The 16,186-nt window shown below is 67.4% G+C and carries 15 protein-coding genes; 5 read left to right on the top strand and 10 right to left on the bottom strand.

The features are described from left to right. Positions 1-9: 9 nt before the first annotated feature. From G3I17_RS24485 to G3I17_RS24470, 4 genes are all read right to left on the bottom strand, one after another. Positions 10-972, bottom strand: a complete 963-nt coding sequence (locus G3I17_RS24485; protein ID WP_164599902.1) for a class I SAM-dependent methyltransferase — start codon at positions 970-972, stop codon at positions 10-12. Further along, positions 973-1,752 carry an enoyl-CoA hydratase-related protein gene (locus G3I17_RS24480; protein ID WP_164599901.1) on the bottom strand — a complete coding sequence of 260 codons (780 nt, stop codon included), beginning with the start codon at positions 1,750-1,752 and terminating at the stop codon, positions 973-975. Between the two features lie 203 nt (positions 1,753-1,955). Then, entirely contained in the window at positions 1,956-2,999 is a 1,044-nt protein-coding gene (locus G3I17_RS24475; protein ID WP_164599900.1) for a Gfo/Idh/MocA family oxidoreductase, read from the bottom strand. Further along, positions 2,999-4,045 (bottom strand): Gfo/Idh/MocA family oxidoreductase, encoded by a 1,047-nt coding sequence (locus tag G3I17_RS24470; protein ID WP_164599899.1) that lies wholly within the window; start codon positions 4,043-4,045, stop codon positions 2,999-3,001. Before G3I17_RS24470 ends, G3I17_RS24475 begins: the two co-directional genes overlap by 1 nt. 387 nt (positions 4,046-4,432) lie before the next feature. Here G3I17_RS24470 and glgX point away from each other — a divergent pair, with 387 nt between their 5' ends. Then, entirely contained in the window at positions 4,433-6,469 is a 2,037-nt protein-coding gene (gene glgX / locus G3I17_RS24465) for a glycogen debranching protein GlgX (protein WP_239062877.1), read from the top strand. A gap of 114 nt (positions 6,470-6,583) precedes the next feature. Beyond that, positions 6,584-7,396, top strand: coding sequence for an SGNH/GDSL hydrolase family protein (locus G3I17_RS24460; protein WP_164599897.1), 813 nt, complete (start codon positions 6,584-6,586; stop codon positions 7,394-7,396). A gap of 7 nt (positions 7,397-7,403) precedes the next feature. On the opposite strand, the gene G3I17_RS24455 is transcribed toward G3I17_RS24460, so the two are convergent. Further along, positions 7,404-7,823: a PadR family transcriptional regulator gene (locus G3I17_RS24455; protein WP_203590668.1), complete on the bottom strand. Its 420-nt coding sequence runs from the start codon at positions 7,821-7,823 to the stop codon at positions 7,404-7,406. Positions 7,824-8,113: 290 nt separating this feature from the next. On the opposite strand from G3I17_RS24455, the gene G3I17_RS24450 reads away from it, so the two are divergent. Next, on the top strand, positions 8,114-8,965 hold the full coding sequence (locus G3I17_RS24450) for a MerR family transcriptional regulator (protein ID WP_164599895.1): 852 nt from the start codon (positions 8,114-8,116) through the stop codon (positions 8,963-8,965). After that, a complete protein-coding gene (locus G3I17_RS24445; protein ID WP_164599894.1) occupies positions 8,962-9,834 on the top strand; it encodes a transglutaminase-like domain-containing protein in 873 nt (290 codons plus the stop codon). The genes G3I17_RS24450 and G3I17_RS24445 overlap by 4 nt, the downstream gene beginning before the upstream one ends. Here the strand turns inward: G3I17_RS24445 and G3I17_RS24440 are convergent. The 4 genes from G3I17_RS24440 to G3I17_RS24425 all read right to left on the bottom strand — a co-directional run bounded on the left by G3I17_RS24440 (position 9,809) and on the right by G3I17_RS24425 (position 12,619). Further along, positions 9,809-10,765, bottom strand: coding sequence for a DMT family transporter (locus G3I17_RS24440; RefSeq protein WP_203590667.1), 957 nt, complete (start codon positions 10,763-10,765; stop codon positions 9,809-9,811). The genes G3I17_RS24445 and G3I17_RS24440 overlap by 26 nt on opposite strands. 161 nt (positions 10,766-10,926) lie before the next feature. Continuing rightward, positions 10,927-11,283, bottom strand: coding sequence for a metalloregulator ArsR/SmtB family transcription factor (locus G3I17_RS24435; RefSeq protein WP_164599893.1), 357 nt, complete (start codon positions 11,281-11,283; stop codon positions 10,927-10,929). After that, positions 11,280-11,741: an SRPBCC family protein gene (locus tag G3I17_RS24430; RefSeq protein ID WP_164599892.1), complete on the bottom strand. Its 462-nt coding sequence runs from the start codon at positions 11,739-11,741 to the stop codon at positions 11,280-11,282. The genes G3I17_RS24435 and G3I17_RS24430 overlap by 4 nt, the downstream gene beginning before the upstream one ends. 221 nt (positions 11,742-11,962) lie before the next feature. Beyond that, on the bottom strand, positions 11,963-12,619 hold the full coding sequence (locus G3I17_RS24425) for a hypothetical protein (protein ID WP_203590666.1): 657 nt from the start codon (positions 12,617-12,619) through the stop codon (positions 11,963-11,965). A 159-nt stretch (positions 12,620-12,778) separates the two neighbouring features. Here G3I17_RS24425 and G3I17_RS24420 point away from each other — a divergent pair, with 159 nt between their 5' ends. Beyond that, a complete protein-coding gene (locus tag G3I17_RS24420) occupies positions 12,779-13,234 on the top strand; it encodes a hypothetical protein (RefSeq protein WP_203590665.1) in 456 nt (151 codons plus the stop codon). Between the two features lie 204 nt (positions 13,235-13,438). Here G3I17_RS24420 and glgP read toward each other — a convergent pair whose 3' ends face one another. Then, positions 13,439-16,051 carry an alpha-glucan family phosphorylase gene (gene glgP, locus G3I17_RS24415; protein ID WP_164599890.1) on the bottom strand — a complete coding sequence of 871 codons (2,613 nt, stop codon included), beginning with the start codon at positions 16,049-16,051 and terminating at the stop codon, positions 13,439-13,441. Positions 16,052-16,186: the final 135 nt, after the last annotated feature.

The raw sequence follows: 16,186 nt of genomic DNA, 5'->3' as shown, positions 1-16,186 counted from the left end.
GTACACGAGCTACTGCGCGACCCCGGTGATCGACACGTTGTAGTAGAGCTCATCGGGTACTACCTGAGACAGAACCTTGTCGACCTTCGACAGTTGCAGCCAGGACTTGTAGGCGAACATCCGCCACCCGAACCCGAGCTTCTCCTCCGGTACCGCGGCCTCGAAGGTCCGGATCGGCCACCCGACCCAAGCAGCCAGCAACTCTTCGGTGACAGTCCGTACGTCGACGGCCCCGGCGCGCGAGGCCATCCGCGCGAGCGTGTCCGGGTCGAAGGTGTGCAGGTCGACCACGGCCTCCAGTGCCGCGGCCCGCGACGACTCGTCGAGCTCCGACTGCGGGCGACGCCAGTGCGACAGCGCGGGCAGCTTGGTCACATTGGTGGTCGCCCACCAGGTCAGCCGCGACAGCCGCCGCGCCATGAAGTCGCCGTACCGGGTCGGTTCGCCGCAGATGACGAAGCGGCCGCCCGGCTTGAGTACCCGCAGCATCTCGCGGAACGCCAGCTCGACGTCCGGGATGTGGTGGATCACCGCGTGCCCGATCACCAGGTCGAAGGTGTCGTCGTCGTACGGCAGCTTCTCCGCGTCGGCGACCTTGCCCTCGATCGCGAAGCCGAGCGTGTCCGCGTTGCGCTTGGCCGCCTCGACCATGCCGGGCGACAAGTCGGTGACGTGCGCCTCGGCGAGTACTCCGGCGAGCTTCAGGTTCAGCGTGAAGAAGCCGGTACCAGCGCCGATCTCGAGCGATTTGCCGTACGGCCAGCCCGCGGAGCCGGCCACGTCGATGAACCGGTCCCGGGCGTACTCGACGCAGCGCTCGTCGTACGAGATCGACCACTTCTCGTCATAGGTCGACGCTTCCCAGTCGTGGTAGAGCACCTGGGCGAGCTTGTTGTCGTTCCACGCGGCCTCGACCTCTTCGGCGGTGGCGGCGGGCTTGGCGGTTGTTGGCTTGGGAGGAGAGGTGGTCATTCAGATTCCCTTGAACTCGGCCTTGCCGGGGCCGTTCTCGACAAAAGACTTCATCCCGATCGTGCGGTCCTCGGTGGCGAAGAGCGCGGCGAACTGCTGCCGCTCGATCTCCAGCCCGGTGTGCAGTTCGACGCCGAGCCCGTTGTCGATCGCCTCCTTGGCCGCTCGCAAAGCCAGCGAAGCGCCGCGGGAGAACTGCCCGGCCCAGGCGACGGCCGCCGGGTAGACCTCAGCAGCCGGTACGACCTTGTCGACGAGCCCGATCTGCAGGCACTCGGCCGCGTCGACGAAGCGGCCGGTGTAGATCAGGTCCTTGGCCTTGGACGGGCCGACCAGGCGGGACAGCCGCTGCGTGCCGCCGGCACCGGGGATGACGCCGAGCAGGATCTCAGGCTGGCCGAGCTTGGCGTCGTCGGCAGCGATCCGGTAGTCGGCGCAGAGCGCGAGCTCACAGCCACCGCCGAGCGCGTAGCCGGTGATCGCGGCGACGGTCGGCTTCGGGATCGCGGCGACCGCGGTCAGCGCCGCCTGTAGCGGACCGGAGCGGCGGACCATGTCGGCGTACGACATATCCGCCATCTCCTTGATGTCGGCGCCGGCCGCGAAGACCCGCTCGCCGCCGTAGATCACGACTGCGCGGACTTCGTCGTTCGCGGTGGCCTCGATGGCGGCGGCGTGGATCTCGTCCTGGACCTGGACGTTGAGCGCATTCATCTTCGGCCGGTCCAGCCGGATCGTGCCGACCCCGTCGGCGACGGTCAGGTTGACGAACTCACCCATCTCCAGCTCCTCAAGTCGTGGTACTACCCACCGGTCACATCCCCGGGCACGGTACCGGACCACCCGAAATAGTCGTACTACCGGGAGGCACCCGGACCGCCACCACACACCAACCCGCGGCTGGAGCGGCGACTGAGCGTGACAGACGCCGACCCAGCGCCAATCTGGGTGCTTGGTGTGTGGTGGCGGCCCGGGAGCCCCGGCTAGACGTCGACGGGCTGCCCCAAGGCGACCGAGCGGCGGGCTGCGTCGACTATGCGGAGGGTGCGGAGGCCTACTGCGCCGTCGGGTTGGGGGATGACGGCGGGCGCAGCACCGGGGACTGGTGCGCCGGAGGCTCGTACTGCGGTGAGGAACTCGGCGAGCATCATCGAGTCGAGGTCGCCGCCGACTGGGAGGAAGACCTCGCCGGACGCGTCGGTGCCGCCTACGTGGGAGACAAAGGGCGCGATCTCGACCGAGCCGTTCGTGCCGGTCACCTGCAGGGTCACGCCTCCCCAGGTCGGGCCGTTGTCCGGCACGCTCCAGGAGCAGTCGATGGTTGCCAGCAGCCCGTTCTCGTAGGTGATGGTCACCAAACCACCGGTCTCCACCGAAACGCCCTTGTCCTGGTGCAGCACGTGGTTCGCCACCGCGTGCACCCGAGCGGCCGGCACTCCCCCGGTCAGCCCGTCGATGAGGTCCGCGCAATGCACGGTGTGGTCGACGAGCGCTCCCCCGCCCGCGAGCGAGGCATCAGTGAACCACTGCCGCTGGGCGTACGGGATCTTCCCGTTGTTCGTCCCGAGCACGGCGAAGACCTCCCCGAGTCGCCCCGCCTCGACCGACGCCCGCAGCCGCCCGTACGACGGCGCGAAGCGCACTGGGTACGCAACCATCAAGATCACCCCGGCCGCCTCGCAAGCAGCCAGCATCGCCTCGCCGTCAGCCACCTCGGTCGCCAGCGGCTTCTCGCAGAGCACGTGCGCACCGACGGCCGCCGCGCGTTCCACCAGCCCGCGATGCAGCGCGTTCTCCGAGGTCACCACGACGGCATCGGGGCCCCAGGCAAACAACTCGTCATAGGAGTCGACGTAAGGGATGCTCACCTTCGCGGCAAATGAGGCGCCCCGAGGACCCGCGTCAGGCGCCACAGCACCGTCAGGATCCGACGACAGCACCTCGACGTCCCCCCAAGCGCCGAGCAGCCGCGCGTACGACGAGGCGTGGGTGTGCGCGAAAGACGCGATCGCTACCTTCAGGGTCATCAGGCCACTCCTGCCGGGTTGAAGCGTCCGGGGCGGCGGGGTGGGGAAGGTACAAAAGCTGCCATGTCTACAGAGAGACCAGTCGCCATCGATTCGCGCGCAGCCTCGGCAAGGTAGACGGCGGCCGCGCCATCAGCGGCAACCACGCGCGGCACAGAGCCGTCCTTCAGAGCGGCAGAGAGTTCGCGCAGCTGGGTCAGATAAGGGCTCTCATAAAGCGTCGACGAAGGGATCAATAGATCTCCCCTGACAGCTTCACCCTGCAGTTCTTCAAAATAACCAGTGGCCTGATCCGACGTGTACTCAAGCACGCCCTCAGAACCGGCGATCGAGAAGCCCGTCTTGAAGGGCGTCCCAGTAGCTCCCCAGGTCGCGCGCAGGTTGCTGATCGCGCCACCCTCATGCGTCAGCGTCACATGCGCCGCCACGTTGACCGGGCTGATCCCATCCACGGTCGGCGGGCTCTGTACGGCGTACACGCTGGTCACCTCACCGCACAGCCACCGCGCCTGGTCGAGGTCGTGGACCATCAGGTCCATGATGACGCCGCCCGAACGTGCGACATCCCGGTACCAGCCGGCGCCGGCCGGAGACGACGCTTGGCGGAAGAAGCGGGCGACAGCGACCTTGCCGATCCGCCCCGCGACGACCGCCTCGTGCGCCGCGACGTACTCCGGGAAGTACCGGACCACATGCGCCGGATAAATCCGTACGCCGGCGGCGGCCGCTGCCTCGGACAGCTCGTGTGCGTCGCTGGCCTTCAGCGCCAGTGGCTTCTCGCAGATCACATCGCGGCCGGCCTTGATCGCGGCCAGCGCGATCTCCTTGTGCGTCGCGGACGGCGTGACGATATCGACGAAATCCACCGCCGCGAGCAGGCCGTCGAGCGTCGGGGCGAGCTCCAGCCCGTACTTCGCGCCGAGTTCCTCGGCGCCGGCGGCCGAGTGCACGAGCACCCGCGCACCGAGCGCCTTCCAGGCCGAGACGTGAACGTGCGCGATGTTGCCCGCGCCGATCAGCCCGACCGTCAGATCAGAGTCAGACATCTATGTCCTTAACTTGAGACTTGAGCTACTTGAGACCGGAGAAGGCATGCCTCCGACAACGCGACGCCGCAGCACGACGAAGAGGACCAGCGCCGCCGCCATCATCACCCCTGGCAGTCACGCCCCTCCGTCCAGACGACCACCTTGTGCACGGCGTGAGTGTTCTGAGGCCGGAGATTCGCTCAGGTGGTGCACAAAGTTGGCGCGGGCTGGTGTTGGTGCGCGTCTGTGTTCGTAAGTGCTCTGTTGCGAGCATAACCAGAGGCCTTACGTGCAGCTTGTGACTCGTGTGAGGCAGGTTTGACCTGTCATGGGCACAATGTGCCGGTGACCGAAGCCACCGCCGCCCCGAACGCGCTCGGCCCCTCGCCAGATCCGGACGTCCGGCTGGGCGCGGTGGTCCAGCCCGACGGCACGACCTTCACCGTCTGGGCGCCCGCCGCCGAGCGGGTCGAGCTGACGCTGATCGGCGACGACGGCGGCCAGCGCAACCTGGACCTCGCGCACACGGACGAGTACTGGACCGGCTTCGTCGCCGGGATCGGTCACGGGCAGCGGTACGGGTATCGGGTGCACGGGCCGTTCGACCCGACGCACGGGCTGCGGTTCAATCCGGCGAAGCTTCTGCTCGACCCCTATGCGCAAGCTGTCGACGGCGTGCTGGATTTTGCCAGCCCGCTCATCTACGACTCCTCCGAGGGCGACTCGGCCGGGCACGTACCGGTCGGGGTGGTCGTGGCAGCCTCCGAGCCGCCGCCACCGATCAGCCGGCCGGTCCCGTGGACCGAGACGGTGATCTACGAGCTCCACACCAAAGGGTTCACCAAGCTGCATCCCGACGTACCGGAGCACCAGCGCGGCACGTACGCCGGGCTGGCGCATCCGTCGGTGATCAACTATCTGGTCGACCTCGGGGTCACCTCCGTCGAGTTGCTGCCCATTCATCACTTCCTCACCGAGCCGGCGATCGCGGCTCGCGGACTGCCGAACTACTGGGGCTACAACTCGCTCAACTACTTCGCGCCGCACGCGCCGTTCTCGTCCTCGGGGTCGCTCGGCGAGCAGGTCGCGGAGTTCAAGGCGATGGTCGCGGCGTTCCATGCCGCCGGTATCGAGGTGATCCTCGACGTCGTCTACAACCACACCGCCGAGGGCGGCTTCGACGGGCCGACGCTGAGCTTCCGCGGGCTCGACAATCGCGCGTACTACCGGCTGACGCAGGGCGGCACGATGTACGACGTCACCGGCACCGGGAACTCGGTCGACACGTCGCACCCGCAGGTCCGGCGGCTGGTGATGGACTCCCTGCGGTACTGGGTCGAGGAGATGGGCGTCGACGGGTTCCGGTTCGACCTGGCGGTGACGCTGATCCGCAACGAGCGGCACGAGGTCGACACGGTCGGGCATCCGTTCTTGGCGGAGGTCGCCGCCGACCCCGTGCTCGGGCGGGTCAAGCTGATCTCCGAGCCGTGGGACGTCGGGAACTTCGGCTACCAGGTCGGCAACTTCGGCACGCCGTGGTCGGAGTGGAACGGCAAGTACCGCGACAGCGTGCGCGACATCTGGCGTACTTCGTCGTACGGGGTGCAGGACCTCGCGTACCGGCTGTCGGGGTCGAGTGATCTGTACGGCGACGACGGGCGCTACCCGTATGCGTCGATCAACTTCATCACCGCGCACGACGGGTTCACGCTGCGGGATCTGGTCTCGTACGACCACAAGCACAACGAGCTCAACCGCGAGGACAATCGCGACGGGACCGACGACAACCGGTCGTGGAACTGCGGTTTCGAGGGTGAAACGGACGACGCCGGGGTGACCGCGCTGCGCAGGCGGCAGATGGCGAACCTGATGGCGACGTTGGTGCTGTCCACCGGCGTACCGATGATCACCGCGGGCGACGAGTGCGGACGGACGCAGCACGGCAACAACAACCCGTACTGCCAGGACAACGAGACCTCGTGGTTCGACTGGTCGCTGCCGTCGGCGTGGTCGGAACACTTCGGGCTGACCAAGAAGCTGCTGGCGTTGCGGGCCACGCATCCGACCTTGCGTCAGTGGCACTACTTCTCGGGTCAGCCGGTGGTATCCGGCGGCCGGAAGGATCTGTCCTGGATCGCGCCGCACGGTGGCGAGATGACGGAGGCCGACTGGCACGACGGCAACCTGCGGACGATCGGCATGTTCCTGGCGGGCGACGCACTGCGCGGAACCGATGCCGAAGGCAACGTTCCGGTGGACAACTCGTTCCTGCTCGCCCTCAACGCAACGGCCGAGACCCGCGACGTCGTCGTACCGGACGCGTCCTGGGCCCCGGCCTACGAGGTCGTCCTCGACACCAGTTCCAGCGGCGCGACCGAGGTCGCGGCCGGCGCGGTGGTGCCACTCGCCCCGCGCTGTCTGGTGCTGCTGCGCGCGCTCTGAATTCGTCCCCTGGGTTGTTCATCTTGGTGATGTACCTTCGATCGTCACCAGCTGTTCACGTCCGGGTCACCTCCTGTGTTCCGGCGGTGGAGTGATGTCCGGAGGGGGCGCTCGATGGCTTTACTGGGTGCGGGGTTGCGGCACTACGAGCCGAGTAAGCACGACCACACGACCCCGATCGGCCTGCTGCACCAGCTGGTACTTCGCTGGGGCGACGCGGAGCGGACGACGTCGCGACGGGCCGTGCACCGGTGGCTCGACGGGGTTGCGTTCGTCGACGTCCAGGCGCGGACCTTCGCGGAGTACTGGAATCGGCAGAACGAAACCGCGCTCGACGGCGACGGCCCGCTCTGGGTGGTGCTCGGCGACTCGACCGCGCAGGGTCTGGGCGCCACCTCGCCGATGCACGGGTATGTCGGCCAGGTGCTCAACACGCTGAACAGCCAGTCGGCTCGCCCTTGGCGTGTCCTGAACCTCTCCCGGGCCGGCGCCCAGGCGGCCCACGTCTTGGATGACCAGCTCGATGCACTCGATCAACTGGGTGTCGAACCGGATCTGGTGACCTCAGGGATCGGCAGCAACGACATCCTCGGCACGGCGCCGAAGACGTTCCACGGCAATCTTCGCCAGTTGATCCGGCGGCTGCCGTCGCACTCGGTGGTGATGGATCTCCTGCTGCCGGACAAGTTCTGGGCCGTCGGCGGCCTCTGCAGCCCGTACGTGGCCGGGATCAACCGGACCATCCACAGCTCAGCCGCCGAACGCGGCCTGCCGGTGGCGGAGGTCTCTCGCCACGTCCGCCCACCGTGGCGCAGCAAGCTGGCTCCTGATCTGTTCCATCCGAACGACGTCGGATACCGGCATCAAGCCGACGCCTTGCTGGCCGCACTGCCGGCGAGTATCGCCCGCGCGACCAGCAAGGGATAGGTGTTCATCAGGCTTCGGGCGTCTGTGAGCCGTTGGCCAGCAGGAGGTACAGCGACCGACGGGCGTCGGTCAGGATCTTGGCTGCTGCGGTGCGCTGCTCTTCCGAGCCGCTCCGAGCTACCTGGCGAGTTGCGCCGTGGAGCTCTTCCAGCAGGCCGCGCAGATCCGTGGCGGGCTCTGCGTTCGCGAAGCCGGCGAAGGGATCGGTCGACGTCTCGCTACGCTCCGCGACGTGGCCGCGGCCGGCGTCGGTCAGCGTGACGAGCTTGCGGCCTGCCTCCGCGGTCACGGTGACCAGGCCCTCGTCTTCCAGTTGGTTGATGGTCGGGTAGATCGCGCCGGGGCTGGGGGTCCAGCGTCCGCCGCTACGGTCGGCGATGGCCTGCATCAACTGGTAGCCGTGCATCGGCTCCTCGGTCAGCAGCATCAGGACGGCCGTTCGGACATCGCCGCGCGGGGCTCGGCCACGGCCTGAGCCGCGTCCCGGTCCTCGACCACCGCGTCCGCGGTGCATCGGCATGCCTTCTCCCAGCTGCGGTCCTCCGCGGCGGGGATGGTGGCGGCGACCGCCTCGGCGGCCTTCACGTTCGTTGGGGGTGTTCATGGACTCCTCCTCGATATTGTTCATGACACTAAAGATATATCGTTAGCGTCATGAATGCAACCCCCGCTTTCCACCTTCCCCCTGCCCCAGGGGCAGGGTGTTCACTGATCCCCATGACGGGCGCACAGGACACCGACGGCGAGCTGACGATCAGCGAGTTCGGCCGCCGCGCGGGGCTCTCCCTCAAGGCACTACGCCTGTACGACGTATCGGGGTTGCTGGCGCCGGCGCGAGTCGACCCGGCCAACGGGTTTCGCCTGTACTCCGTGAGCCAGCTCGAGCGCGCCCGCCGGATCAGCGTGATGCGTCAGATGGACATGCCTTTGAGCACCATCACCGAAGTACTGGCAGGGACCGACGAAGAGGGGCTGATCCGGCTGGACCGGTGGTGGGCCGCTGAGCAGGCGACCACTGAGGCGCGGCGGGCGACGCTGGAGTACCTGCGGAACCGACTACTCCGGTCGGCGACGCCGGGGTTGCCGCCACGCGCAGTACTGACTCGCGTCGTACCCGAGATGAAGGTGGCGTCCATCCGCGCCGATACGGACCAGCAGTCGCTGATCGGAGTACTGGTCTCGTCGACGATCGAGATCCGGGCGCATCTCGGTCAGGCCGGCGCTGAGTTGCCCGGGGGCTCGTGGGTGATCTACCACGGGGCGGTGACGCCGGAGAGCGAGGCGACCGTCGAGGTGTGTGTGCCGTTCACCGGGTTGGTGGACCCGGCTGGGCCGATCGCGATCCGGGTCGAGGCTGCGCATACCGAGGCGTATTGCACGATCACCAAGGACGAGTGCGCGTACCCGCGGATCATGCTCGCCTACGACCTGCTCGACGACTGGGTCCGGCGCTCCGGACGGCCGACGACCGGGCCGGTTCGCGAGGTCTACCACCCTGGCTTCCCAGTCGCCGCCGGGTCCGACCCGGCCGTCGACATCGCCCAACCGATCGAAGGACCAGCTCGATGAACTATGCAGACCAGACTTCCTACAGTGACCCTGGTGTCCACGCGGCACTGCTCGATGAGCTGCCCTCGGACATTCCCGGGCTGACCGCGGTGATCCGCAACCTGGTGATCCACTACCGCGGTGGCGGGATCGAGTTCACCGGGGACCGCTACGAGGAGATCAACCATCGCTGGGTGTCGGCGATGCTGGCGACGGACCAGAGGCGCAACGGTACTGCGCTCGCGACACCACGCGAGCCGTTCGATCGGGTAGTCGGCTGTTGTCGCGACTACACGCTGCTGACGGTCTCCGCCCTGCGCCACCAGGGAGTCCCGGCGCGCAGCCGGATCGGCTTCAGCTCGTACTTCGCCGAGGGGTTCAACCACGACCATGTCGTGGTCGAGTACTGGAACGGCGAACGCTGGGTGATGGTGGACGCGCAACTGGAGCCCGGTCCGCACTGGAAGTTCGACCCGCAGGACATGTCGGCCGGGTGGTTCCGGTCGGCGGCCGAGGTCTGGCTGGGTTATCGCGCAGGCGAGCTGGATGGCGACACCTTCGGGGTGGATCCGTCGCTGCCGATCCGGGGTGGATGGTTCATCCGCAACTACGTGCTCTTCCAGTTGTCCCATCTGCAAGGCGATGAGTTGCTGCTCTGGGACAGCTGGGGTGCGATGTCCGGGGACCTCGACGGCGACCTGACCCTGGTCGACGAGATCGCCACCCTTTTGGTTGCCGCCGACAACGGAGACGACTCCGCTGCCGAAGTACTGGCTGCTCGTTATGCCTCGGACCCTGACCTGCCTCCGGGCGATCGGATCCTGCAACTCTCGCCGGCCGGCGATCCGCCGGTGACCATCGATCTCAAGCGGCGCGCGACGGTGCTTTAGGCGGCGGGGCTTTGGGCAGCGTGGTTACCGCGACTGCGCCAAGGGTGAGGGCGATCGCGATCCAGGTCGTCGCGGGTGGGCGGTGGGCGCCGAGGGTGTCGAGCAGTACTGCGCCCAGGAGTTGGCCGACGATGCTGGCGAGGCCGAAGACGAGTACGCCGAGGCGGCGGACGACCGTGGTCGCGATGGCGATCACGCCGACGCCGAGGAAGCCGCCGCCGTACAGCCAGGGTTCTGACGGGAGTTCGCCGGGCGGGCCGCCTCGGAACAGGTACTCGATCGGCAACGCGATGCAGAGCGTGCAGCCGGCGACGACGAAGTTGACGAGCGCGGCGGCCCAGGGCGAGCCTGCGACGGCGCCGACGCGCCCGTTGAGCGCGGACTGCACGGATAGGGCGAGCCCTGCCAGGACCGGTAGCGCCAGTAGCCACAGCGAGCCGTTGCCGGTCAGTTGGTCATGACCGGCGATGGCCACCGCGATGACGCCGGCCATCGCGCCGATCACTCGTGGCGTGGTGATCGCCCGGGAGCCACCCGGCCCGAGTCCGGCGCGATCGACGGCGAGGCTGCCGGCCGAAGTACCGCCGACGACGGCCACCACGAAGACGCCGACTCCGAGCGAGCTGACGCTGACGCCTTGGCTGACGACGTACAGGGCACCCGCTACCCCGCCGAGACACTGCCACCAACGAAGACCCCGCACGCGCAGGGCCTCGCGGATCTGCCGGAGGGCGCGCCGGCCACCGCGCGACGCCGGCACGATCGCCAGCAGGACGAGAATCCCGCTGCCGGTGGAGATCATTGCCGCAACAACTCCGTCACCAAGGCTCGCGCCCAGGCCTCCGTTGAACCTGGCCTGCACCGCCAGCGCGATTCCGCCGACCGCCGCCAGCCCGATCGCCGCCAGCTGCCGAACCTCAGGATGCCTCACCCAACGGATCCTTCCACGCGAACGCCACCCTCACGCCTCCGCCCGGTCCCAGGTGGACCCGCCTGCTGACCACTTTGTGCACCGGCTAGGCAGAATCGTGGGGCGATCATGCCTAGCCGGTGCACAAGGTGCCCTTGGCAACGGTTTGCGTGGGGTGGTGGTCAGCGGCGTCCGACTCTGGCGTCGGCCTTACGTTGGATCGCCTCGGCCAGGCGCTTGATGCGGTTCAGGCGGGCGTCCCAGGCGGAGCCGACCGATTCCAGTTGGGCGGCCGCGCGGGCGAGTTGGGCCTCGTCGACGTGGTACAGCTTCTCGCGGCCGGCCGATCTCGCCTGGACCAGGCCGACCCGGTCGAGGACGGTGAGGTGTTTGGCCACCGCCTGGCGGGTGACCGGCAACTGCTGGCCGAGACTGGTGGCGGTGCCTTCACCGGCGGCCAGTAGGAGGTCGAGCATTCGGCGGCGGGTCGGGTCGCCGATCGCGGACCACAGGTCGTCGTCGATCGTCGCGGCGCTCATGATCGAGCACCTAGCTTCTCGACGTACGACGGCAGCCGTGGCAGGAAGTAGTCCCAGCCGGAGGTGTGGTCGTTGTACTGCTCCTCCAGTACCGCGACCTCCCAGCCCATCTCGCGGAAGCCGGTCTCGGTCATCTTGACCAGCGTGCCGTCGCCCCTTGGGGTGAGGTCGAACGTGACGAGCAGCGAGTTGCCCTCCGCCGCGACCTCGCCGGCCGGATGCGTCCAGCGGAACGAGAACAGCCGTGGCGGCTGTGCGTCGACGACGGTGAACTGCACGACCTTCCCACCGGCATCGGGTTCGCCGAAGGTGATCTCCCCCGTCGCGCCGGGCGTCGCGTCATACCGGGCGTCGTCCGGCCACCACTCCTTGAGGTGTTCGGGACTGCTCACCACGTCGAAGACGATCTCGGGCGACGCCCCGACGTAGATCTCGCGCTCGAGCGTTCCGAACTCCATCCCATCCTCCTGCAATGCTTGGTTGCACATCAGAGTAGCGGAAAGCCCCACGCCGGACAGCATGAGTCGGAAGTACCCGGCCATGACGCCGACCGGTCGGGTCGGTCGCCGGGTGATACCCGAGGCTGTCGACCCCACTTATGCAGGAACGAAATGTTGCTGTGTGCCTTACCGTGAGAGTACGGAACCAGCGTCGAAGACTCCGCAGGCCAGGAGTCGTCTTAGTCGTTCGAAGTCGGCACCTGGATCACCCAGCGCACTGCGCTGGAGGAGGTCTCTGCCTCGATGACGTTCTTCTTTCCGGCCCGCGACAGGATCGCGTCCAGATCTGCTTCGTAGCCCTCCAGCACCTCGACCGCCTTCGCAGGGCTCAGGTCAGCAGGCAACTCGCGGGTGACGACGAAACTGTCCCCTGGTACGTCGGCATACGGTGCCGGGTCGTCGATTAGCGGTTTGAGTGGAACAGCCACCAACTCATCTCCCAGCCCTTGGCGCGGGAGGTGACCTAGCGCCTTCTTCTCGCCCACCAATTCGAGCGCATCCACAACTATCGGCATCAAACGCTCACGAATCTGATCGACCGTGGCGTCTTGTAACTCCGGCCAAACCACCGAATAGTCGACGGAGATCAATCGGCCGATCTCGGTGACAGTTCGCAACTGCCGGCCCTTCTTCTCGGTCCGGAACTCAAGCCCGACCGCGACCCGCTCGTAGCCTCCTTGGAGCAACCAGCGCGCCCCCTCAAACTCCGACAACACGCGACCTTCTAGCTCCGGGAAAGCTTCCCAAGCGCGATCACTCACCGCACTGGAGAACACGGGGCGACCCGACTCGCCATAGCCGGATCCGCCGACCAACTGGAACCACTTGATTGTCATCGGCAACTCTTCCATCGACCGGGCGGACATACCCCGTAGCGAGACCGGTAGAAGTTTACCCGTCAGGTCCGAGTTCCTCCCCCATGGTCGCGACTCAGGCTCGACTGCCAAGTGCAGCTGAATGGTGTTGGTACAGTCTGGCATCTAACCTTTGGGTGCATGGGCGAGATGCAGGAAGTAGCGTTCAGCGAATTTCTGCAGCGGCCTACTGAGACGATCGACAAGTTGACGTCGAGTCCGCGCCAAGCGTTGCGCATCGAGAACGGCGGTGGCGAGGACGACTTCGTGCTGACCACTGTTTCACGGGCGGCTCAAGGCGACCGACTCGTGAAGATCGCCGGGGACTTTCTGCGGGCGATCCTGAGTGATCCTGTCCTTCGATCGAGTCAGCTGGTCGATCTGCTGCCGCAGGTGTTTCCTTGGGTTCGCTACCTGCCGGATGGTGATCAGCGGGAGTTCGCTCGAGAACTCGCCGCGGGATGGGACGCCAGCGAGGACGTCGGCTCACCGGCCTTTGTCCTCCAGCTGATCACGGAGTGGTCGAACACCGCGCACATCTATACGGACCCCGAGTTGCTGATGGCCCTGTCGTCGCCGATGGACGAGCAAGCCTGAGCGGGACCTGGTCAATGGGCTGTCCCCCGCCATGGTCCAGCCCTTGGCAGGGAGACGGTCGGCCTCTCGGGCACGGCGAGCACGGCACGCTTTCACCAAGCGGGCGACGCAGGAGCCCGCGCACCAGGGGGTGGGCGTGGGAAAAATACGCGGGCCCCGCCTAGTGAGGTAGGCGGGGCCCGCGTTCAGTCAGAGATCAAGAGCTCAGAATTCAGAGCCTGCAGGCAGGTCCGGGGCTTCTGGGTCGTCCGGGTCTGACGGACCCGCCGCCAGGCCGAGTTCCGCCGGGCTGGCGAGCATCGGGTTATGGGGCAGGACGCGGACCGTGTAGCCGAACGGTCCGGTGCGGTCCAGCTTCAGTTCGCCTTCGTAGCGGTGCCGGTTGCCTTCGTAGGTCTCGGCCAGCGACAGCGAGACCCCGACCGGATCCGTGATCTCGTCCTCCGAGTTCACGCGCCCGTGCAGTGCCTCCACGTCGATGTCCGACGGCTTCAAGTCGCCCAGTGTGACAAAGGCGCGAATGCCGACGGTAGTACCGAGCTGCGGCATATCCCCGAGCCCCTGCAGCTCCACGTGGTCAACCCGAATGGCCGGCCACGCAGCCCGCACCTGCTTCTTCCAGGCGGCCAGCGCGCGTGCACCCTCGTACGTCGAGTTGAGCTGACGCGACGAGTGCGCGGCCGGGACGTAAAGCTGCTGCACGTAGTCCCGAACCATCCGGGTCGCGAGCACCTTCGGACCGAGCTCCTTGATCGTGTGCCGGAGCATCTCGATCCAGCGGCCCGGGACCTCGCCGTCATAGAACCGCGGTGCGACCTGCTTCTCGATCAGGTCGTACAGCGCGTGCGCCTCGAGGTCGTCACGACGATCCGTGTCCTCGATGCCTTCGGCGGACGGGATCGCCCAGCCGAACTCGTCGTCGTACCACTCGTCCCACCAGCCGTCGCGGATGGACAGGTTCAGCGCGCCGTTCAGCGCCGCCTTCATACCGGACGTGCCACACGCCTCGTACGGACGCAGCGGGTTGTTCAGCCAGACGTCGCAGCCGGGGTACATCGGCTGCGCGAGCGCGATGTCGTAGTCGGGCACGAACACGATCCGGTGCCGCAGCTCGGGGTCGTCGGCGAAGCGGACCATTTCCTGGATCAGCTTCTTGCCGCCCTCGTCGGCCGGGTGCGCCTTGCCGGCGATCACGATCTGGATCGGCCGGGTCGGGTGCAGCAGCATCGCCTTCAGCCGCGCGGGGTCGCGCAGCATCAGCGTCAGCCGCTTGTACGACGGGACGCGCCGGGCGAAGCCCATGGTGAGAACGTCGGGGTCGAGGATCGAGTTGACCCAGCCGAGCTCGGCCTCCGAAGCGCCCCGGTTCACCCAGGAGGCGTGGACGCGGGCGCGGGTGTCGTCGATGAAGCGCTGCCGCAGCATCCGCTTCGTCTCCCACAGTTGCGCGTCGGTGGTCTTGTCGAGACCCTCGAAGATCCCGTCACCGTCGACGGCCGTGTCGGTGTTGGCGTAGGTCAGCTGGTGGATCTCGCGCGCGACCCAGGTCGGCGCGTGGACGCCGTTGGTGATCGAGGTGATCGGTACGTCGGTCGGGTCGAAACTCGGCCACAGACCGGCGAACATCCCGCGGCTCACGACACCGTGCAGCTTGGAGACGCCGTTGGCGCGCTGGGCCAGCCGCAGACCCATGATGGCCATGTTGAAGACGGCCGGGTCGCCGTTCTCGAAGTCCTCGGCGCCGAGCGCGAGGATCCGGTCGATCGGGACGCCCTCGCCGAACACGTCCGGCGAGAAGTGCTGCTGGATCAGCTCGACCGGGAACCGGTCGATACCGGCCGGGACCGGGGTGTGGGTGGTGAAGACGGTACCGCCGCGGGCGACCTCGAGCGCGGTGTCGAAGTCGAGGCCCTGGTCGGTGGCGAGCTCGCGGATCCGCTCGACGCCGAGGAAGCCGGCGTGACCCTCGTTGGTGTGGAAGACCTCCGGCGCCGCGTGACCGGTGACCCGGCAGAACTCGCGGACGGCGCGGACGCCACCGACACCCAGCAGGAGCTCCTGCAGCAGCCGGTGCTCGGTGGACCCGCCGTACAGCCGGTCGGTCACCTCGCGCTCGGCGGGCTCGTTGTCCTCCATGTCGGCGTCCAGCATCAGCAGCGGCACGCGGCCGACCTGGGCGACCCAGATCTGCGCGCACAGCTTGCGGCCGCCAGGCAGGGTCACGCTGATCGTGGCCGGAGCAGCGCTGGCTTCTGGACCGTCACGGAGCAGACTGATCGGCAGCCCGTCCGGGTCGACCAGCGGGTAGCGCTCCTGCTGCCAGCCTTCGCGGTTCAGCGACTGACCGAAGTAGCCGTGCCGGTACAGCAGGCCGACGCCGATCAGCGGCACACCGAGGTCGCTGGCGGCCTTCAGGTGGTCACCGGCCAGGATGCCGAGCCCACCGGAGTACTGCGGCAGCACGTGGGTGATGCCGTACTCCGGGGAGAAGTAGGCGACCGAGTTGACCGGCGAACCGGCCTCGGCCTGGAACCACCGGTCGTCGGTCACGTAGCCGTTCAGGTCGCTGACGGCCAGTTCGAGCCGGCGCAGGAAGGCTTGGTCGTTGGCCAGCTCGTCGAGCCGGGCCGCCGGGACCTCACCGAGAAGCCGGACCGGGTCACCGCCGGTGCTGCGCCACAGCTGTGGGTCGACTGCCTCGAAGACGTCTTGCGTCTCCGGGTGCCAGACCCAGCGCAGGTTGTTCACCAGGGTGCCGAGACCGGTCAACGGTTCGGGCAGGACAGGGCGGACGGAGAATCGTCGTATCGCTCGCACCGGGACACCGTACCGGCCCGGAGCGCCGAGAGCACCCCCGGCCTGCATCGATCTTGCAACGCGAGCAAGAACTTGCAGGACCAGACCACTAACACCAAAGGTTCATTCTGTATCACCCTGTGAGCAAGCAATCCA

The sequence above is a fragment of the Streptomyces sp. SID13031 genome, assembly GCF_010548305.1.
GTDB lineage: Bacteria > Actinomycetota > Actinomycetes > Propionibacteriales > Kribbellaceae > Kribbella.
This window is presented reverse-complemented; position numbering and strand designations above follow the sequence as displayed.